Origin of the sequence: Prochlorococcus marinus str. MIT 9107 (assembly GCF_000759855.1) — a bacterium.
Lineage (GTDB): Bacteria > Cyanobacteriota > Cyanobacteriia > PCC-6307 > Cyanobiaceae > Prochlorococcus_A > Prochlorococcus_A marinus_N.
On sequence record NZ_JNAI01000006.1, the window covers coordinates 90,535 to 110,220 of the forward strand.

Below are 19,686 nucleotides of genomic sequence, written 5' to 3' on the forward strand. Positions count from 1 at the left end.
ATCAAAAATCCTTATGAGTGTAGATATCCTTTCCAGATGAAAAATCGTCAACTATATTCCCTTTTCCTTTTAGGAAATATTTATATGTAACCAAACCCTCTAGACCTACGGGTCCTCTTGGGGGAAGAGTTTGAGTAGATATCCCAACTTCAGCTCCAAATCCATATCTAAACCCATCTGCAAACCTTGTAGAGCAATTATGAAAAACACCTGCACTATCAACTACATTCATAAATTTATTAGCAGTAATTAAATTTTCAGTAATTATTCCATCAGTATGTTTTGAACTAAATTTCTGAATGTGAGTGATTGCCTCATCAAAATCATCAACAATTTTTATCGATAAAATTAAATCTAAATATTCAGTTTGCCAATCTTCTGGACTGGCTTCATATTTTAATCCTAATTCAAGAGATCTTTTATCTCCTAATAATTTAACGTCATTAGAATCAAATAAAGGTACAGCCTTTTCAAGAAAAACTTGTGCAATATCTTTATGCAATAATAAAGTTTCAATAGCATTACATGCTGCTGGATATTGAATTTTACTATCCAGAGCTACCGATAAAGCCATCTCAAGATTTGCCTCATTATCTATGAACAAATGACAAATTCCATCAGCATGCCCTAGCACGGGAATTCTTGTGTTTTCTTGAATAAATTTAACCAATTCATTACTTCCTCTAGGAATTATTAAATTAATATACTTATCAAGATTTAACATTGACATACTATCTTTTCTGCTTGTGAGCAAGCATATTGCATTTTTATCAAGACCTGATTCATACAAACCTTTTTGCAATGCTTTGACTATTGCAGCATTTGTTAAATTAGCTTCACTACCGCCCTTTAGAATTACTCCATTACCGGATCTTATTGCTAGTGAACTAATCTGCATAACAGCATCAGGTCTAGATTCAAAAATAACCCCTATAACTCCTATAGGAACCGTTTTCCTCTCTAAGATCAGTCCCTTGGAAAGCTCTCTTTTTATTTGAACTTGATTTACGGGATCAGCTAAGTGCCCAACTTTTCTTACTCCTTCAATTGCTGAATTTAATTTTTCGTCTGATAACTTTAATCTAGAGAGTAACGCCTTTGAAATACCTTTATTTTCTGCTATTTTGTAGTCCTCAAAATTAGCCTCCAAAATTTCTTTAGTATTTTTTTCTAGAGAATTAGCCATTAAATTTAAAGCTTCAATTCTATTATGATTTTCAGCCTGACTTATTTTTATTGATGCTAGTCGAACTTGATCAGCTTTCTCTAAAAGATCATTTCCTGGTTGAGTAACCTCAAAGATATTGGGCATATTTTTTTTTAGTTATTTTAATAATAATTCAAATTAACGATTCTTTAAACTAACTTCGTTGTGAATTAATATCTAAAAAATAATTGAAGTCTACCTTTCCAATCCCCATTAGAATCATAAGAACCTAATAATTCTAAGTTTGGATTAGCCTGAAAAGTTAAAATCCCTGTAGGCGGGAGGTCATCTCTTCCTGGAACAGTTTGGAAGGCAAAATTTACTGCATCTGTAATGTCAATTCCTAGCTCAGCTATCCAAGCTTGAGAAGAAAATTCTTCATTAGAAGATGATTCTTCATCATTTTCAATATCTAAATTCTCATTAGAAAAAATATTATTTAAAGAATCATTATTTTCTATTAAAGCTGGGTATAAAGATAACTGAAACCTTTCACTAAATGCATCGGCATTATTAAGTTGAGAAATGAATGCTCTATTTATTAAATTTGCAGAATTACCTCCAATTAAACCAATTATTTGTGACCTGTTATAACTTGGGGTACTCCTTAGTTGGATTCTTTTATTTTCATCTTCAAAAGATAATTGATCTAAAAATCCTTCGTAAGAAGCTTCAATTTTAATAAGCCTTGTATTGCCAATCCCAAATGCTCCAAAACCACTTGAAGTCTCATTTGCATCAAGATCATCTGAAACATTTGAATCCTGATTATTTTCACTTATAGGTATTATAGAATCTGGCACTTTACTAACTAGAGAAAAATTAATGAATGGAACCACCCCACTTCTTGAAGCAAATAAAATATAATTATCTTTATTTTTATCAAGTTTAAAAGGTGTAGTATATAGATTAGCTCGACCTTTTTTAAGATAAATAAGACCTCTAGCGTTTAAATCTTTTCCTACCGCTCCATTTATATTAAGGTCTAATTTAGTATCTAAATAAGCTTGAATTATCTCGGAATATTGAAGTTTAAATTCTGGTCCAAGTTTTAATTTAAGATTATTAAAACTCAAATTATCCAAATAAGTAGGCAAAGTTTCTCCTAAAAGAACTGAATTCAAAATTGTTTCATTTGAAATTATTTCAATATTCCCATTGCTATTCCAATAGAGTTCTGGCCAATCTTTTTTTTCTTCTTTTAGATTAATATCATCTTCTATTTTATTATTTTGATTGGCTCTATTAAAATTAATAAATCCATTATTGAGTGATAGGTTACCTCCTAAAATTGGATTTTCAAATGATCCACTTAAATCAATATCTGAATCCACTAAAAAATTGAAACTTTCTGTATTTATAGTAAATTTATTTGTTATTAACTTAATCCCTTCCTTACGGGAATCATTCTTACTATAAAAAGGCAAAGACCCGTCTATAAAAATATTGCCAGAATCTTCTGTCTTTGCTTGCAGATTCTTAATCTCTAAAGATTCAAAATCAAAAATTATCAAGCTATTAATATCTTTGATTAAAGTATTGTAAAAATCAATTTCAGAATCTTTAATCACGACAAATCCATTTAATATAGGTTTATTTATAGTACCTTTTATTATCATTCTTAGATTTAAGTCACCAACTTTATAAGTAAAATAGTCAGTGGCAAAGATATCTATTAAATCAATAAATTTTTCATTCCCAACCAATCTTAAATCTAGGTTATCTGATGTATTTATTGGTATCGAACCTTTAAGAATGATCGGAGTTTTAGAGTCATCTATTAGAAAGGAAAAATCAATATCAAAAGTAGAATTATTAAATTCAATTAGTCCTTTATCAAATACTACTTGTTTAGTGTTTATTGATGAATTATTGGAATAAATTGAACTTGAGAAAGATTTTGTATCAAGATTATAAAATAAATTAAGATCCAAACCTCCAACAAAATCCTTTGGTTGATTTAAAAAGATATTTAAAGAACTTAATGGAAGTTTTTTAATATTTAAAGAACCTTTACCTCTTAATAATCCCCCTTCCATATCAATAGAAAATTCCTCTTTTTCATTTTTGTAATCATCTCTAGAGAAATCAAGATATCCATTTAATTTTGCATTTAATTTATAGTTGAGTGGCCTATCTCCGTTAATAGTTGCTTTTGCATTATATCTGCTTTTAAATTTACTTAAATATTTTTTCAAGTTAAATTTCTCCTCTTGATCATTTTTATTTTCAACAAAATTATTTATATAGTCGATCCTCTCTTTAAACGAATTATTATCTTTATTTATTTCCAAATCATCAAGGATATTTGATTTTATTGTTGGAATAACTTTTTTATTATCAAAATTAAAAATATCAAGCACGGTCAAGATAGTCCAACTCGTACTTATATTGGTGAATTCCGTATTAATCAAATTATTTTTATTTGAGTCATATTCGAATTCAATTATTCCCCCATCAATTGGATACAATGATGAGTTAACATATAAAGAATTATTTTTGAAACTGAAATCAAATAATGAATTTGCCAACTTTATATTTCTATATTTACCTAAACTCCAAGCCATTCGTCCATCAAGATAAGACTGGTCTGAAGATATTGATCCTGCACCATTTATAATTCCGTTAATTCTATCAAATTGATTTTGGCTTATAGATAATTCAAGTTCATCAAGAGGAAAATTATCGGCTTTCCAATTATAATTATCATACTCTTTGACTATTTCTATACTCCCTTTATTTGAATTAAAAACTCTTATAAAAGTTGCATTATCTAGTTTAAGCTTAGAATCAAATTTAATTGAGAGAAATGAAGGGATTGGAGAATATCTGTTTTTCATATTTAGCAGAAATTTATTTCTATCATTTTTAATATCTCCCTCCCATATTTCTCTAATACGAATACCTTTATAGTGAGGATAATCAACATTAAAGTTTATCGAAATATCAGGATCACTAATTTTTCCTTTAAATTCTCCTCTAGCAGTAATGAAACCCCTTATATCATTTTTTCGGAAAATATTTAAGTTAGATAATTGAGTTCTATTTATCTTAAAACTAGAATTGATTTCACCAAAACTAATACCTCTTCCATCAATCCAATAAGGAATATTTCCAGATAATTTAATATCTGGGTTCAGACTATCAATGTATCCAATGCTTCCATTTAGATCAATATTATTAGAACTTTTATTTAACGGAACATTTAGATTAAAATTTGAAGTCAAAGTTCCATAATTTAAGTTTTCTGAATTTCCAATTAAATACTTATCTTTACAAAAAAATCTAGTTGAATCTGAAGTTATATTTTCTGATAAAGCTTCTGGTTTTATTTTTAAATTAGTAAAAGAGAATTTTCCTTTGCAAGAGGTTTCATTTGATAATTTATTAAATTTAAAGTTAGATTTAAAATTTCCTTCTTTAAAACTAATTTTTCTGTTCCCAAAAACATATTCGGAGTTCTCAAGATCTAAACCCCTAGAAAATAAATCCAGCCTTAAAAAGTCTTGATTTAACTTTGTATTGAATTTTAACTTTAGAAAACCTTTACCCTCAAAATTAGATTTTACATTTGCAATAATTTGTCTACTAATTGACTTGTAGATAAAATTACCTTTTACTTTTGTTTTTAATCCTGAATTTTTAAGGTTGAGAATTGAATATTTTTTTAAATTGAAATTCAATTCATACTTTGATTTTGATTTTTTTGAACTTCGAGCTTTTTTATAAGGTTCTTCCCTTTTAAAAAAATCTCTATCTATATTAATTTCAGTTTGATCAGGCCTTATTGTTAATATCCATTTTTGTTTTAAAAAAGATCTAAAAGGCATAATACCTATATATACATTCTTAGCTGTAATTCCAGAATCTATATTTTTTTTATCAATAATTTTTGAATTCCCCAGAGAAAACCCTAGAAATCTAATCCCGGAATAATCGCCTAAATAAACCTTTTTATTTAAAAAATTCTCAACACTATCTTCAAGATCTGATTTCCTAGAATTATAGTTATCTTTTAAAAAATTATTTAATAAAAAGGTGCCTAAAAATCCTATAGGCAAAATCATACATAATAATAGAATTTTTTTATTTAAATTTAGAGATCTAAATTTTTTCAAGTTAGAACCCAAAATAGAGTAGGCTTACAAAATATAAGAAATTAATTTGATCAAAGCCACTAAATGTCTTTTTTTGAACTATTAGAGAACACTCCAAAAATTTTTGGATTATTTGGAATATTCCTCTTTATTTGCACTGTAGCAGCTTTTATATTTAATTTTGGTTTGAAATTTCGAATAATAGGTGCAACCATTTTCTCATTATTACTTTCTTTAAGCAGTTGGGCATTTATACAAAGTTATACTGAAAATGTAGTAATAGAAGATGCAAAATATTTACCAATAGTTTATGACAACGGGTTCGATTTGATTATTACTAAAGCAGAGGATGACTTTCCAGAAGAGTCTATTGAACCAACTCTAGAACAATTATCACAAAATCTTAGAAAAGGTAGTAGATCGGGTGCAAATGTAAAAATAAAGATAAGAAAACTTGAACAAATTGCAGATGGTGTAAGTAAACCAGTAGTAATTGGAGAAGTCAAGAAAAATGTCAAAATGAATTAGTCTCTAAAATTATGGAAATCAGAACCTTTTTAGATTTATTGCCAACTAACTTTAGACATGAGAAATCTTTTTTTATTCAAAATAATATAAGTAACTTTGAAAAACTAAGTAATCTTTCAGACTTAGATATAAATGAGATTCAAAGAAAATCTCCACTATGTACATTAAATAATTTGAAAAAAATTAGAGCTATATCTATTTTCAAAAAAGAAATTGGAATTTCTCCACCGCAAGCATATCTACTTTTACATTGCGGTATTGGTTCTCCCAAATCATTATCACTATCTACTCCTTACGAATTAGAACGCAGAATTAGAAGATTAGAAAGAAGCCTTAGAGTTAAAACCAAGACAGCTATATCATTTACTCTGTTAAAAAAATGGATTAAAAGAGCCAATCAAATCTATAAATCTATTTGAAATCTTGGTTAAAAAAATTTTTTAATGTAGAATTAAAAAAAAGTAAGTAATAATGAAACCTTTTTTATTTTTATTTTTTTTGTTTACCAACTTTTTATACCCTGTTTTTAGCCAATCGAACTTATTAGAAAGCGTAAAAAAGAATCCAAGCGAAGCTATGAATATGTGTAATAAGTTTAGAGAGTTTAATTCAAAAGGTATCTCGGCTAGTTCAGATAAAGTTATAGAGTATGTATCAAAAAAAAATAAGTTGACCCCCGTTCATGCTGAGATTTTCTCTATTTACGTTATTGGACTACACTGTCCAGATATTATATAAAGCTTAATGTATGGTTCAAGATGTTTTGACAAGACTCTAGTACTTAGAGATGGGGTCAGACTTACATCAAGGATTTGGTTACCTAATAATGATAATGGGCCATGGCCTGCATTATTAATGAGACAACCTTATGGGAAGGAAATAGCTTCAACGATTACCTATTCTCACCCTGAATGGTGGGCATCTAAAGGGTATATGGTAATAATTCAAGATGTTAGAGGGATGGGCTCTTCTGAAGGTTTTTTTAATGGTTTTAAGCAAGAAGCTGGCGATACTTCAGAAACACATGAATGGGTAAGGTCTCTCAAAGAATGTAATGGGAAACTTGGCTTATATGGTTTTTCATATCAAGGATTTACTCAACTAATAGGTGAATCAAATTCAAAGCCCCCCGATTGTTTATCTCCAGCAATGACTGGGTTAAATATTAAAGATCATTGGTGCTCAGATGGAGGAGCCTATTGGTGGCATAACAATATTGCATGGGGACTGCAAATTGCAGCACTAAAAATGAAAAAAGAAAATAATTTATTTGAGTGGGAAAAGATAAGGTTAGCCCTAGAAAATAAAAGTTATCTAAGGGAAGGAATTGATATTTTAAAAAATTATGATCCTAATAGCTTTGTTTTGCTATGGCTTAGAAATTTAAATAATGGTTGCCTCTTTGAAGAATTTAAGCCAATTTCAACATGGATTAAACAACCTATGTTAATTATTGGGGGACTTTGGGATCCACATTTAAAAGGGGCATTTGATCTTTATAAAAAGTCGCAAGAAGCTGGCGGCAGTCCAGAGATACTTATTGGGAATGCGACTCACCTAAATTGGTGGGAGGGCTCACAAAGATCTTTATTAAAATTTTTTGATAAACATTTAAAATTAGATAAAAAGTTGAATTCTAACAATAATTTAAAAGAGAATAAAATATGGAATATTTCATTAAATCAATGGGACGAATTAGATAATAAATTTTGCCCTGAATTTATTTTTGGGCTCAAAAGCGATGGCATAGCAAATATAGATGCTGAAGATGGGAGTCTGACCATAAAATCAAAAGGATCGGGATGGTTCACAATTGTTAATGACCCATGGAGACCTGCGCCATCTGACGGTGGTCATTTGGGTCCAAATCCAGGAAATTTTAATAGAAATATTATTGACAAACGTCTGGATGTAGGAGTTTTTCAAACCAATTATTTTGAAGAAGATCAATATTTCAAAGGGGTTCCCACATTAGAAATCCCTGTAAAAAGTGATCAGCCCAACTTCGATATCTGCCTCGCTTTATCTCTAGTTGAAAAAGATGATGAGAAGGTAAATCAGTTCTCAACTGGATTCTTGAGGGTTAAAAACTCCCAAATAAGTAAAGAATGCATTTATAAAATTACAATGCAACCAACAAATATTTGTTTAATCAAAGGTAGTAAGCTTCGATTATCTATATCTGCAGCAGCTTATCCTGCTATTGGAGTTAATCCTGGATTTGGTGATGAAAATATTGGAGCTCCTTCGGCAAATCATAGAATTATTACTTTAAGTTTTACACTTAATCAAGCATTTATGAAAATGAGCCCTTTTTTTAATAAATAATTATTTTTTGGTTAATCATTTGATATTATTAATCCTTAACATCTACCAGTCATGATAGAGACAAATCAAGCAGACTGGATTAAATCAGAAGCTATCAACCTAGAAAATTGTTGCAATGATAATCCATTAAAAATATTAGGTCCTCATTTTTATGAAGAGCAATGGGTAATAAGGGTATGGATGCCAGAAGCAGATGAAGTGAAAATAAATTTTAAAAATAAAACCTATAAGGCCGCAAGCATAAACCATAAATGGCTTTTTGAAGCAATCCTTCCAGAAAATCCAAATTCTAATTACGAAATAAATATTTCAAGAGGAGGGATCACTCATACCCAATATGACCCTTGGTCTTATAGAGAAGAGTGGATGGGAGAAGTTGATAGGCATCTTTTTGCAGAAGGTAATCATCATCATATTTGGGAAAAAATGGGAGCACATCTCATTGAAATCAAGAATCAAAAGGGGGTTATGTTCTGCATTTGGGCTCCAAATGCAAAATCAATCTCGATAATTGGAGATATAAATTCTTGGGATGGAAGACATCATCCAATGCAAAAAAGATTAGGCGGAATTTGGGAACTATTCATGCCAATAATGAAAGAAGGAGACAAATACAAATACGAAATAAGAACACAAGAAGGACATATTTATGAAAAAGCTGATCCATATGGTTTCCTTCATGAAATCAGGCCTCAAAATGGTTCAATAGTTTCAAAATTAAAAAACTTTAATTGGAATGATAGTTCTTGGATTAAAAATAGGGATTCCTCTAGTCAAATTAACAAGCCCATTTCAGTTTATGAGATGCATTTAGGAAGTTGGCTCCATGAATCAACAGATAATAAATATCTTGAAGACAATGGGAAGCATAGAGAACCAGTGCCTGCGGCAGATTTAAAACCTGGAACAAGATTATTAACTTATCCAGAATTAACCGAAAAACTCATCCCTTATGTAAAAGAGAGAGGATTTACTCATATTGAACTAATGCCAATATCTGAGCATCCTTTCGATGGCTCATGGGGATACCAGGTTACAGGCTGGTATGCACCTACAAGTAGATTTGGAACTCCAAATGAATTTAGGGAGTTTGTAAATAAATGTCATAAAGAAGGCATAGGTGTAATTCTTGATTGGGTGCCTGGTCATTTTCCAAAAGACAAGCATGGTTTGGCATTTTTTGATGGTTGTCATCTTTATGAACATGGGGATTCACGTATAGGTGAACATAAAGAATGGGGAACTTTAATCTTTAATTACAGCAGAAACGAAGTAAGAAATTTCCTAGTTGCCAACCTCATTTATTGGTTTGAAGAATTTCATATTGATGGCATACGAGTAGATGCTGTAGCTTCAATGCTATACAGAGACTATCTACGCCCGGATGGAGAATGGATACCTAATGAGAATGGCGGGAATGAAAATATAGAAGCCGTTCAATTTCTTCAACAGGCTAATCATGTACTTTTCCAACATTTCCCTGGTGCGCTTTCTATTGCTGAAGAATCAACAACTTGGCCAATGGTTACCAAACCAACAGACATGGGAGGATTAGGGTTTAATTTGAAATGGAATATGGGATGGATGCACGATATGCTCGATTATTTTGAGATAGATCCTTGGTTCAGACAATTCCATCAAAATAGTGTGACTTTCTCAATAACATATAACTACACAGAGAATTTCATGCTTGCTCTTAGTCACGATGAGGTTGTCCATGGGAAAAGTCATCTTTTGCATAAAATGCCAGGCGATGATTGGAAGAAATATGCAAATACTCGAGCTTTACTAACTTATATGTGGACCCATCCCGGTAAAAAAACGATATTTATGGGAATGGAATTTGGACAAAGACAAGAATGGAATGTTTGGGATGATCTTCAATGGGAGTTGCTAGAATTTGAACCTCATAAAGGTATCAGAAACTTAGTTGACGACCTGAATTCGCTTTATAAAAATGAACCTGCGTTATGGAAAAATGACTTTGATCCTTATGGATTCCAATGGATTGATTGTAATGACAAATCTAATTCAGTAATAAGTTTTATGAGAAGAGAAAACGATACTAATGAGTGGCTTGTAATTGTTGCGAACTTTACACCTAATACTCATGGTTCATATAAAGTAGGGGTTCCTTTAGAAGGATTCTATAAAGAGATATTTAATTCAGATGGATCTAGATACGGGGGCAGTAATAAAGGGAATATGGGCGGCAAAGAAACTATAAATTACAACATTCATGATTATCAAAATGCTTTAGAACTCGCTTTACCGCCATTAAGCGTAAGTATCTTCAAACATCAAGAAAAGAAATAAGAAAGCTCATTTAACTAAGTGCTTCATATAAATGTTCATATAACACTTTTGATCTGCTTTGCATTGTAAGATTTTTAAGTTGGAATTTTAATTAAAAAAAAATCGAATTAAAAAATGGGTGAAAATTTACCACTACTTCTTTCTGCCGCATTAGGTGAAAAAGTAACTAGGCCTCCAGTATGGATGATGAGGCAAGCAGGAAGATATATGAAGATCTATAGGGATTTAAGGGAGCGTTACCCTAGCTTTAGGGAGAGGTCTGAAAATCCAGAACTATCCTATGAGATATCAATGCAACCTTTTCATGCTTTCAAACCAGATGGTGTGATCCTTTTCTCAGATATTCTCACACCTCTTCCAGGTATGGGTATAAATTTTGAAATAATCGAAAGTAAAGGTCCAATAATTGAGGAACCAATAAGAACTCTTAGCCAGATAGAAAATTTAAAAGAATTAAATCCAGGTGAGAGTTTAAGCTTTGTTGGGCAAGTACTTACTTCATTAAAAAAAGATGTGAATAATGAAGCAACAGTTTTAGGTTTTGTTGGCGCACCTTGGACTCTTGCAGCATATGTAGTTGAAGGTAAAAGCAGTAAAAATTATTCTTTAATAAAATCGATGGCTTTTAAAGAACCAGATTTACTTCACAAACTTCTTGATCATTTTGCAAAATCTATTGGTGAATATCTTAAATATCAAATAAAATCTGGGGCACAAGTAGTACAAATTTTTGATTCATGGGCAGGTCAACTAAGCCCACAAGATTATGATATCTTTGCTGGCCCTTATCAAAAAAAAGTTGTTGAGATTGTAAAGAAAGACTACCCTGACACACCTGTTATTCTCTACATTTCTGGCAGTGCGGGAGTAATAGAAAGAATGGCAAAAACAGGGATAGATATAATTTCATTAGACTGGACAGTAGATATTGAGGAGGCTTGTAAAAGAATTCCTAATGAAATTGGTATTCAAGGTAATGTTGACCCTGGCATTTTATTTGGAAATAAACATTCAATAAAAGAAAGGATTGATAATACTTTCAATAAAATTAAGGATAGAAAATATATTCTTAATTTAGGTCATGGAATTTTACCTGGGACTCCAGAAGAAAATGCTCAAACATTTTTTGAACATGGAAAAAAACTCACTTACTAGTCAAAATCTTGGCATTTAAAAACTTACTAATTACAGGCGCTAATGGATGTGTTGGCCAATATTTAGTTGACTGGTTTTTAAAAAACACAAAATTCAGGCTTTATCTCATGGTAAGAGATAAAAGTAAGTTGCCAATTTCTATTCAAGAAAATAAAAAAGTTAAGTTAATAGTTTGCGATATCAGAGAATCAAACAGATATAAAAAAGAAATTAGTGAAATCAATTACCTAATACATACTGCTACAGCTTGGGGCGATCCCCAAAGAGCCTATGAAGTAAATATTAAAGCTTTTGAAGAATTACTTGAAATGCTCGATATCAAGAAATTAGAAAAGATTATCTATTTCTCAACGGCTAGCATTCTTGATACAAAAACAGAATTAATGAGGGAATCATTAATTTATGGAACGGAATACATACAAACAAAATATAAATGTTTCATGAGACTTAAAGAAAGCTCATTTTCTGAAAAAACATTTGCTATTTTTCCTACCTTAGTTTTTGGAGGAACTCTTGGCAGAACAAGTAAATATCCTGTAAGTTATTTAACTAGTGGATTAAAAGAAATTGGGAAATGGCTCTGGTTAGCGAGATTTTTAAAACTTGATTCCAAATTTCATTTTATACACGCCAATGACATAGCTCAAATTTGTGGCTTTCTAATTAAAAATTATAAAGAAAAGCAATATAAAGGATTTAGAAAATTTGTCCTGGGTCAGAAATTTATTTCAATTGACGAAGCAATAAATACACTTCTAAAAAGGAATAAGATGAAAAGATATTTTGCGATACCTCTTACAAAACAAATTCTGAAAATATTATTAAGAATTCTTCCCATCCAAGCAACACCATGGGACACCTACAGTATTAAAAAATATGACTTTAATCATGACCCCATCACTAATCCTGAGACGTTCAAACTTAAAAGTTATGCCAAATCAATTAGCGATATTTTAAGGTTATCAAAGTTACCAAGCTGTAATATCAATTAAAACTCTCGCAGTAAGGTTCCCAAAGCCTTGTAATATATATATATATTAAAGTAAATTTTTATTATGTTACGTTCAATCTTCGCTGGATTATTCGCAATAGTCTTAACTCTAGGTCTTGGTATTTCATCAGTTTCAGCTAAGACTGTTGAAATTAAACTTGGAACGGATGCTGGAATGCTTGCATTTGAACCAAGTACAGTAAACATCAGTACTGGTGATACAGTAAAATTCGTTAATAACAAACTTGCCCCTCATAATGCTGTTTTTGATGGACATGAGGACTTAAGTCATCCAGATCTAGCTTTTGCTCCAGGAGAATCTTGGGAAGAAACATTTAATACTGCAGGAACTTATGACTTCTATTGCGAGCCTCATAGAGGTGCGGGGATGGTAGGTAAAGTAGTTGTTGAATAAATCTTCTTGTAGTTCAATATTCTTTTCTACTTGATACTTCTTGTAGTCATATCTAAACTTTGATTAATGAAAATAGTCCCAAGCGAATTTTCAAATTCAGCTTGGGACTGTTTTATTTTTGCCAAAGAAATAGCTTATAAAAATCACCAACAAAACGTAGACTCTGATAATTTATTGTTAGCTCTCATAAAACAAGACAAAGTTACAAAAAAGATTTTAGAAAAAAACAAAGTAAATACTTTAGAGATAGAGAAGCAAATAATATTTTCATTAAATACGAAAGCAAAAATGAAAACGAGACAAGATAATTTATATATTGGTGATTCACTTCATAAAATATTTCTAAGAGCAAATGAATTTAAAAATACTTTAAATGATGTAGTGATATCAACAGAACACTTACTATACGGTTTAACTTATGATGTTAAATATGGATTTCAAATTTTAAATCAAAAGGGCATTCCAGAATTTTTTGAAACTATAAAGAAAATGAGATCAGATCCAGCAGTTCAAAACGAATTTGATAATTCCAATGATTCTTTAGATAAATATAGTACTGATCTAACCCAATCAGCAAGGGATGGATTTTTAGATCCCGTTATTGGTAGAGATGAAGAGATTAGAAGAACAATTCAAATATTAAGTAGAAGAACAAAAAATAATCCGGTTCTTATTGGAGATCCTGGAGTTGGGAAAACAGCCATAGTTGAGGGTCTGGCTCAAAGAATAATTAACGGCGATGTACCCTCATTACTACAAAATAGGCAACTAATTTCATTAGATATGGGTTCGCTTTTGGCTGGAGCAAAATATCGAGGAGAGTTTGAAGAAAGAATAAAAAATGTTCTAAAAAAAGTCAAAGAATCAGATGGCAAGATCATTCTTTTTATTGATGAAATTCATACTGTAGTGGGTGCAGGCGCCAGTGGGGGATCCTTAGATGCAAGCAACCTATTAAAACCTATGCTTGCAAGAGGAGAACTTAGATGTATCGGTGCTACAACAATAAATGAACACAAACAAAATATAGAAAAAGATCCTGCTCTAGAAAGAAGATTTCAGAAAATAAAAATTGATGCTCCTTCAGTTGATGATACTGTCTCAATATTAAGAGGATTAAGAGAAAGATACGAAGTTCATCATAGTGTAAGAATTTCTGATAACGCTTTGGTTGCTGCTGCCACACTCAGCGAAAGATATATTAATGATCGATTTCTTCCTGATAAGGCAATAGACCTAATCGATGAAGCAGCGTCAAGATTAAATATGGTTATAACTTCCAAACCTGAAGACATTGATGAAATTGATCGAAAAGTTCTACAACTAGAGATGGAGAAATTATCTTTAAAAAGAGAGACAGATGATTTTTCTATAGAAAGATTAAAAAAAATCAATATCGAACTTATTTCTTTTAAAGAGAAACAGGCCGAATTAAATGCTCAATGGAAAAAAGAAAAAGATGAAATTGATGAAATTAGCATCATAAAAGAAGAAATTGAAGCTATTCAATTAAAAATAGATCAAGCAAAAAGGAATTTTGATCTTAACAAAGCAGCAGAATTGGAATTCGGAACTTTAAATTCCTTACAAAAAAAATTAGAAGAAAAAAGTGAGTCCTTAGTTAATTCACAAAAAAATGGAGAATCTAGTCTTTTAAGGCAAGAGGTAACTTTTGATGATATTGCAGAAGTTGTCTCTAAGTGGACCTCAATTCCAGTACAAAACTTAAACCAATCAGAAAAAGATAAACTTTTAAGCCTCGAGTCAATCCTTAAAGAAAAAATTATTGGTCAAGATAATGCAATTAGTGCAGTTGCAGACTCTATAAAGAGATCAAGGACAGGTCTAAACGACCCTAGCAAGCCTCTAGCAAGTTTCCTTTTTTTAGGTCCAACTGGGGTTGGGAAAACAGAGCTTAGTAAAGTAACCGCAAAAATCATATTCGACTCAAACTCTTCAATTACTAGACTTGATATGTCTGAATATATGGAAAAGCATTCAGTTAGTAAGATAATAGGTGCGCCCCCTGGATATTTAGGTTTCGAATCAGGAGGTCAATTAACTGAAGCTGTAAGGAAAAATCCTTATTCATTAATACTTCTAGATGAAATAGAAAAAGCACACAAAGATATCTTAGATATTCTTTTACAGGTTCTTGATGATGGAATCATTACAGATGGTCAGGGACGTACAATTAATTTCAAAAATTCAATCATTGTTCTCACAAGTAATTTAGGAAGTCAATCAATAAATGATTTGTCAGCTAGAAAAGAAGATACAAATGAAATTAAAAAAATTGTAGATTCTGAACTTAAAAAATTTTTCAAGCCTGAGTTTTTAAATAGACTTGATGAAATAGTGATTTTTAAAAATTTAGAGTTAAATGATATAAAAGAAATTGCAAAAATCCAGCTCAAAATTTTAGAAAATAGACTTATCAAAAAAAATTTAAAATTTAAAATCACTGATGAAGCAATAGACCAATTGGTCAAAAATAGTTTTGACAATGTCTACGGTGCAAGGCCTTTAAAAAGAGTTATTCAAAAACAAATTGAGACGAAAATTTCAAACAATATCCTTAACAATAATTACAGTAATAAACATGAGGTTAATATTTACCTCTCTAATGGAGAGATAATTGTTGATTAAAGATCTGAATTTAAAAGAATCAAGTATTTTTAAATGAAATAACCTTAATCTAGGATTTGAACCATTCAGGAATTTTCTCATAACTTGATTTATTAAATTTATTTTCTTTTGATTCTGTTTTCCAACAACATGTTCTGCCTTTATCTTTATCCTGCAAGAATTCATTAGCCCATCTCCAAATCAATTCAGAAGTAAATTCCATTCCCACATTATCCATAATTCTCAAATCTAAAGCACCTAAGTCATGTAATTTTTCCCAGTAATTCAATAAGGGATCATCTTTATTTATCAAAAAAGTATGGTCAAATTGCTCCTTAAGTTTATTTTCAAGAGGCTTTAGACTTGAGAAATCAACGACAAATCCATTTTGATCTAATTTTTTTGAAGTAAAACAAAAGGTAAATGATCTTGAATATCCATGCACAAATCTACAGTGGCCTTCATGGCGCCATTGCCTATGAGAGCAAGGAAAATCTTCATAACTTTTACTGCATGAAAATTTAAAAGAATGAATACACATCAATTAACTGTTAGGATAATTTTTAATAAAACACATTGAGTAGCATTCAACATACCGAACATAATGACTTATACAACAAATTTTTCGATAGAAGATCTACGCTTTGATAATTATGGATTAATCCCAGCAATAGCACAAGATTGGCTAGACGGATCAATTCTTATGCTTGCTTGGATGAATAGTGAATCATTGACAAAAACTCTTGAGACCAAAAACGTCCATTACTGGAGTAGATCAAGATCCGAAATTTGGAGAAAGGGAGCCACAAGTGGAAGTACTCAATTACTTAAAGAGATAAGATTCGATTGTGATAATGATGCACTAATTCTTTTGATTGAACAAAAAGGTTCAGGGGCTTGTCACACTGGTGAAAAAAGTTGTTTCTTCAACCAAATCCAAATTAATCAAAATAATAAAAAAAAGAAAAAAACAACTCCTTTTTCAAATATTTGCTCAGAATTATTTAATACGATAAAAAAAAGGTCAGTGAATCCTTCAGAGAAAAGTTACACAAATTATTTATTTACTAAGGGAAGTAATACTATTTTAAAAAAAATAGGAGAGGAATCTGCTGAATTTATAATGGCTTGCAAAGATAATGACAAAAAATCAATCTCAAATGAAGCGGCTGATTTAATTTATCATCTTCAAGTAGCCCTTATGCATAAAGACGTTGATTGGAGAGATGTTCTTGCCGTCTTAGAATCAAGAAAGAAATAAATAATAAATCACAATTTAAGAAAATTTAACTAATAAATTTAAAGAAAAAGTTATTAAATAAACTAATTAATAATTATTAATTAATTATTAATTAATTATTACATGTATGGATAATTCAAGAATAAACCCTAAGTTAAATATATTAATTAAGAGGTAAATCGTGAGTTCATTAAGCGATTTTCTTGGTGAAATAGGTCGTCATCAACTTTTGACTCCTGAAAAAGAACTCACTATGGGCAGAAAAGTCCAAGAAATGGTTGTACTTATTAATAGATGTCAAAGTGCTGGGGGTAAAGGTCCGGCTTGCGAATATTCTGATTCAGAAAAGAAAAAAATCAAGATCGGTGAGAAAGCTAAAAATGAAATGATAACAGCGAATCTAAGATTGGTTGTGAACCTTGCCAAGAGATATCAAGGAAAAGGACTTGAATTGCTCGACTTAATTCAAGAGGGAACATTAGGCCTCACGAGGGCTGTAGAGAAATATGATCCTTCTAGGGGGCACAGATTCTCGACCTATGCTTATTGGTGGATTAGGCAAGGGTTAAATAGAGCATTATCAACTCAAAGTAGAACCATTAGAATACCTGTCAACATTAATGAAAAACTTACAAAATTAAGATCCGCGAAGTCAAAACTCATGCAGCTTAAGGGTATTGCACCTACTAGTATTGAGTTAGCTGAAGAAATGAAAATAACTAAGGAGGAGATTGATGAACTTCTTTCTTGTGAATTAAGAAGTATTACTGTTAGTCTTCAAGGTACTGTTAAATCAAAGTCAGACCCCTCTGAATTAGTTGATATTCTTCCTAGTGATCAAACGCCCCCAATGGAGTTAGCAGAATTAGACGAAAGGACAGCCTCTGCTTGGAAGTTATTGGACAAAGCAAATTTAACTGAAAAAGAAAGAAAGATAGTAAGCCTGAGATTTGGCTTAGACGGTTCAAATGAGTGGAGAACTTTAGCTGAAGTAGCAACATATATGAGTTGTAGTAGGGAATATTGCCGACAAGTTGTTCAACGCGCCTTAAGAAAACTAAGAAAGGCTGGGATACAGAATGGATTAGTTGATAGCATTAACTAAAAAAAAATCAATTAAAAACAATTACAATTTCATTTATAGAGATGAAAGAGAATTACAAAAACCAAGAAAAAGTTTATGAAGCTGAAGTTTTGCAAAGTTCAACAATTGATGAAAATATCATTATCAAGATTCTTATTAAAGCAGGAAGAACAATTGCTAAGCCTGCCATAGAAGTTTTAGAGATGGCTATAGATCCTTATACTCCAGCACAAGTAAGGGTTTCCTTAATGGCGGCGCTAGCCTATTTAATTATGCCATTTGATCTTTTTCCTGATTTCATGCCCTTAGTTGGTTTTAGTGATGATTTTGTAGCTCTTACGGCAGTACTAAGTATTTGGAGCAAATATATGACTCCTTCAATAAGAGCAAGAGCAGAAAGAAAGCTTAATAAATTGTTCCCTTTTTATTAAATGGATAAACTATCTCAACAGGAAGAGAAAGAACTGATCTCTTTTATTAAGGATTGGTTGAAGTCTCATGGATTTAATCAAAAAGATTTAGCGTGTGAACTAAATATTAAATCGAGTAGAACCTCTGAAATTATTCAGAAATTCAAAGAATTATATAAAAAAGGAGGTATGTTCAACATTGCAAAAAAACTCATAAAGATTGAACAAAATTGGTTAAACAATATCAAAAATGATTATCGAGAGACAATCGTATCCGCACCATATAATCAATTAGATATCGACTCCTTAGTAAACCAAATAAATCAAGATACTAATGTATAGTTATCGTCTTAAAATATAATTTTTCATTTAAAATCATCTTCTCTCTTTAAAAAGAGATTAATGAAAAAATAACCCTCTAAAAAATTCAATTTATAATACATAAATATTAAATTAATTCCTTAAAATAAGGAAAAATTATATATATATATATTCTTTGAAATTAAGTTTATTTTATTTAATAGTTAATAATTACTAAAATATTCGTAAATAATATTTAAAAAGCCTTTACCCAGGGATAAATTTCATAATTAATCCATATACCTTTTTTCCAATATATATCTTCCTCAATCAAATTTTTTAATTCGTTTTCATCATTAGCATTAAAAATACCAAACAAATATTTAGTACATTTTGTTGGTCCTAAAGTAACTAAAATATTGCGATCTTTTAAGTTTTTAAGTCTATTGAGATGCTGTTCTCGAAATGGTTCCCTTTTAATAATTGCATCTTCACAGTACTTTCCGAAAACTACAAACTTTTCCATTTTCAAAGATAACTAATAGAATAAATACATACTAAATAATTGCATATATTACACACAAATTGCTATCTTATTTAAGAAGAACTTTCTTTTAATTAATTATGCTCACTGGTAGCTATCTTCTTGCTAAATACAAAGAAGTTGAGGGGTTAAGTGTAGAAGAGCAATGTCGTGCTTGTGGATATGTTTCCACAAAACGAAATGGAGAATCAAGATTGAACTATACCGCTTATTACAAAGCTCTTCTTGAAGCTAAAGGAATGAAAATGGGTGGAGGCAAAGTTTCTGGGATAGGTAAAGGGGGAAGAAAACTAAGTTACATAGCTAAAGTACAAGGAAACGGAAATCTTTTGATTGGGAAAGCATATACAGCACTTCTAGATTTAAAAGCAGGTGATGAGTTCGAAATTAAGATCGGAAAGAATCAAAAAAATATAAGATTACTACCTACGCAAGAAACTTAA

The 19,686-nt window shown here is 30.7% G+C and carries 17 protein-coding genes; 13 read left to right on the top strand and 4 right to left on the bottom strand.

Translation table 11 applies throughout. The features are described 5' to 3' along the window. Position 1: 1 nt before the first annotated feature. Together EU92_RS05365 and EU92_RS05360 are read right to left on the bottom strand one after the other, a co-directional pair. Complete coding sequence (locus EU92_RS05365) at positions 2-1,312, bottom strand: glutamate-5-semialdehyde dehydrogenase (RefSeq protein ID WP_032513828.1); 1,311 nt, start codon at positions 1,310-1,312, stop codon at positions 2-4. A gap of 65 nt (positions 1,313-1,377) precedes the next feature. After that, positions 1,378-5,274, bottom strand: a complete 3,897-nt coding sequence (locus EU92_RS05360; RefSeq protein WP_032513970.1) for a translocation/assembly module TamB domain-containing protein — start codon at positions 5,272-5,274, stop codon at positions 1,378-1,380. 114 nt (positions 5,275-5,388) lie between these two features. On the opposite strand from EU92_RS05360, the gene EU92_RS05355 reads away from it, so the two are divergent. The 8 genes from EU92_RS05355 to EU92_RS05315 all read left to right on the top strand — a co-directional run bounded on the left by EU92_RS05355 (position 5,389) and on the right by EU92_RS05315 (position 15,686). Next, complete coding sequence (locus EU92_RS05355; protein WP_032513829.1) at positions 5,389-5,832, top strand: DUF2518 family protein; 444 nt, start codon at positions 5,389-5,391, stop codon at positions 5,830-5,832. A gap of 11 nt (positions 5,833-5,843) precedes the next feature. Next, positions 5,844-6,251, top strand: a complete 408-nt coding sequence (locus EU92_RS05350; protein WP_032513830.1) for a DUF4332 domain-containing protein — start codon at positions 5,844-5,846, stop codon at positions 6,249-6,251. A gap of 325 nt (positions 6,252-6,576) precedes the next feature. Continuing rightward, complete coding sequence (locus tag EU92_RS05340) at positions 6,577-8,160, top strand: CocE/NonD family hydrolase (protein WP_032513832.1); 1,584 nt, start codon at positions 6,577-6,579, stop codon at positions 8,158-8,160. A gap of 51 nt (positions 8,161-8,211) precedes the next feature. Next, positions 8,212-10,476 (top strand): 1,4-alpha-glucan branching protein GlgB, encoded by a 2,265-nt coding sequence (glgB, locus tag EU92_RS05335; RefSeq protein WP_032513833.1) that lies wholly within the window; start codon positions 8,212-8,214, stop codon positions 10,474-10,476. 114 nt (positions 10,477-10,590) lie between these two features. Next, positions 10,591-11,631: a uroporphyrinogen decarboxylase gene (gene hemE / locus EU92_RS05330; protein WP_032513835.1), complete on the top strand. Its 1,041-nt coding sequence runs from the start codon at positions 10,591-10,593 to the stop codon at positions 11,629-11,631. Between the two features lie 8 nt (positions 11,632-11,639). Further along, a complete protein-coding gene (locus tag EU92_RS05325; RefSeq protein ID WP_032513836.1) occupies positions 11,640-12,623 on the top strand; it encodes an NAD-dependent epimerase/dehydratase family protein in 984 nt (327 codons plus the stop codon). 63 nt (positions 12,624-12,686) lie between these two features. Then, a complete protein-coding gene (gene petE / locus EU92_RS05320; RefSeq protein ID WP_032513837.1) occupies positions 12,687-13,037 on the top strand; it encodes a plastocyanin in 351 nt (116 codons plus the stop codon). A 66-nt stretch (positions 13,038-13,103) separates the two neighbouring features. Further along, positions 13,104-15,686, top strand: coding sequence for an ATP-dependent Clp protease ATP-binding subunit (locus EU92_RS05315; RefSeq protein WP_032513838.1), 2,583 nt, complete (start codon positions 13,104-13,106; stop codon positions 15,684-15,686). A gap of 49 nt (positions 15,687-15,735) precedes the next feature. Here EU92_RS05315 and EU92_RS05310 read toward each other — a convergent pair whose 3' ends face one another. Then, positions 15,736-16,206, bottom strand: coding sequence for a 6-carboxytetrahydropterin synthase (locus EU92_RS05310; protein WP_032513839.1), 471 nt, complete (start codon positions 16,204-16,206; stop codon positions 15,736-15,738). Positions 16,207-16,269: 63 nt separating this feature from the next. Between EU92_RS05310 and hisIE the strand changes: the two genes are divergently transcribed. From hisIE to EU92_RS05290, 4 genes are all read left to right on the top strand, one after another. After that, on the top strand, positions 16,270-16,926 hold the full coding sequence (gene hisIE, locus EU92_RS05305) for a bifunctional phosphoribosyl-AMP cyclohydrolase/phosphoribosyl-ATP diphosphatase HisIE (RefSeq protein WP_032513840.1): 657 nt from the start codon (positions 16,270-16,272) through the stop codon (positions 16,924-16,926). Between the two features lie 160 nt (positions 16,927-17,086). Continuing rightward, the gene (locus EU92_RS05300) at positions 17,087-18,010 is read left to right on the top strand and encodes a sigma-70 family RNA polymerase sigma factor (protein WP_032513841.1); all 924 of its coding nucleotides are present in this window, start codon (positions 17,087-17,089) and stop codon (positions 18,008-18,010) included. Positions 18,011-18,051: 41 nt separating this feature from the next. Next, on the top strand, positions 18,052-18,420 hold the full coding sequence (locus EU92_RS05295; protein ID WP_032513842.1) for a YkvA family protein: 369 nt from the start codon (positions 18,052-18,054) through the stop codon (positions 18,418-18,420). After that, complete coding sequence (locus EU92_RS05290; RefSeq protein ID WP_032513845.1) at positions 18,421-18,741, top strand: hypothetical protein; 321 nt, start codon at positions 18,421-18,423, stop codon at positions 18,739-18,741. A 214-nt stretch (positions 18,742-18,955) separates the two neighbouring features. On the opposite strand, the gene EU92_RS0108915 is transcribed toward EU92_RS05290, so the two are convergent. Continuing rightward, a complete protein-coding gene (locus EU92_RS0108915) occupies positions 18,956-19,225 on the bottom strand; it encodes a YciI family protein (RefSeq protein ID WP_032513846.1) in 270 nt (89 codons plus the stop codon). Between the two features lie 98 nt (positions 19,226-19,323). On the opposite strand from EU92_RS0108915, the gene EU92_RS05285 reads away from it, so the two are divergent. Continuing rightward, the gene (locus EU92_RS05285) at positions 19,324-19,686 is read left to right on the top strand and encodes an AbrB family transcriptional regulator (RefSeq protein ID WP_032513847.1); all 363 of its coding nucleotides are present in this window, start codon (positions 19,324-19,326) and stop codon (positions 19,684-19,686) included.

Bases quoted from the DNA above. Each gene is read 5' to 3' on its own strand.
- EU92_RS05365 (WP_032513828.1), bottom strand. From the start codon at position 1,312: ATGCCCAATATCTTTGAGGTTACTCAACCAGGAAATGATCTTTTAGAG.
- EU92_RS05360 (WP_032513970.1), bottom strand. From the start codon at position 5,274: ATGATTTTGCCTATAGGATTTTTAGGCACCTTTTTATTAAATAATTTT.
- EU92_RS05355 (WP_032513829.1), top strand. From the start codon at position 5,389: ATGTCTTTTTTTGAACTATTAGAGAACACTCCAAAAATTTTTGGATTA.
- EU92_RS05350 (WP_032513830.1), top strand. From the start codon at position 5,844: ATGGAAATCAGAACCTTTTTAGATTTATTGCCAACTAACTTTAGACAT.
- EU92_RS05340 (WP_032513832.1), top strand. From the start codon at position 6,577: ATGTATGGTTCAAGATGTTTTGACAAGACTCTAGTACTTAGAGATGGG.
- glgB (WP_032513833.1), top strand. From the start codon at position 8,212: ATGATAGAGACAAATCAAGCAGACTGGATTAAATCAGAAGCTATCAAC.
- hemE (WP_032513835.1), top strand. From the start codon at position 10,591: ATGGGTGAAAATTTACCACTACTTCTTTCTGCCGCATTAGGTGAAAAA.
- petE (WP_032513837.1), top strand. From the start codon at position 12,687: ATGTTACGTTCAATCTTCGCTGGATTATTCGCAATAGTCTTAACTCTA.
- EU92_RS05315 (WP_032513838.1), top strand. From the start codon at position 13,104: ATGAAAATAGTCCCAAGCGAATTTTCAAATTCAGCTTGGGACTGTTTT.
- EU92_RS05310 (WP_032513839.1), bottom strand. From the start codon at position 16,206: ATGTGTATTCATTCTTTTAAATTTTCATGCAGTAAAAGTTATGAAGAT.
- hisIE (WP_032513840.1), top strand. From the start codon at position 16,270: ATGACTTATACAACAAATTTTTCGATAGAAGATCTACGCTTTGATAAT.
- EU92_RS05295 (WP_032513842.1), top strand. From the start codon at position 18,052: ATGAAAGAGAATTACAAAAACCAAGAAAAAGTTTATGAAGCTGAAGTT.
- EU92_RS05290 (WP_032513845.1), top strand. From the start codon at position 18,421: ATGGATAAACTATCTCAACAGGAAGAGAAAGAACTGATCTCTTTTATT.
- EU92_RS0108915 (WP_032513846.1), bottom strand. From the start codon at position 19,225: ATGGAAAAGTTTGTAGTTTTCGGAAAGTACTGTGAAGATGCAATTATT.
- EU92_RS05285 (WP_032513847.1), top strand. From the start codon at position 19,324: ATGCTCACTGGTAGCTATCTTCTTGCTAAATACAAAGAAGTTGAGGGG.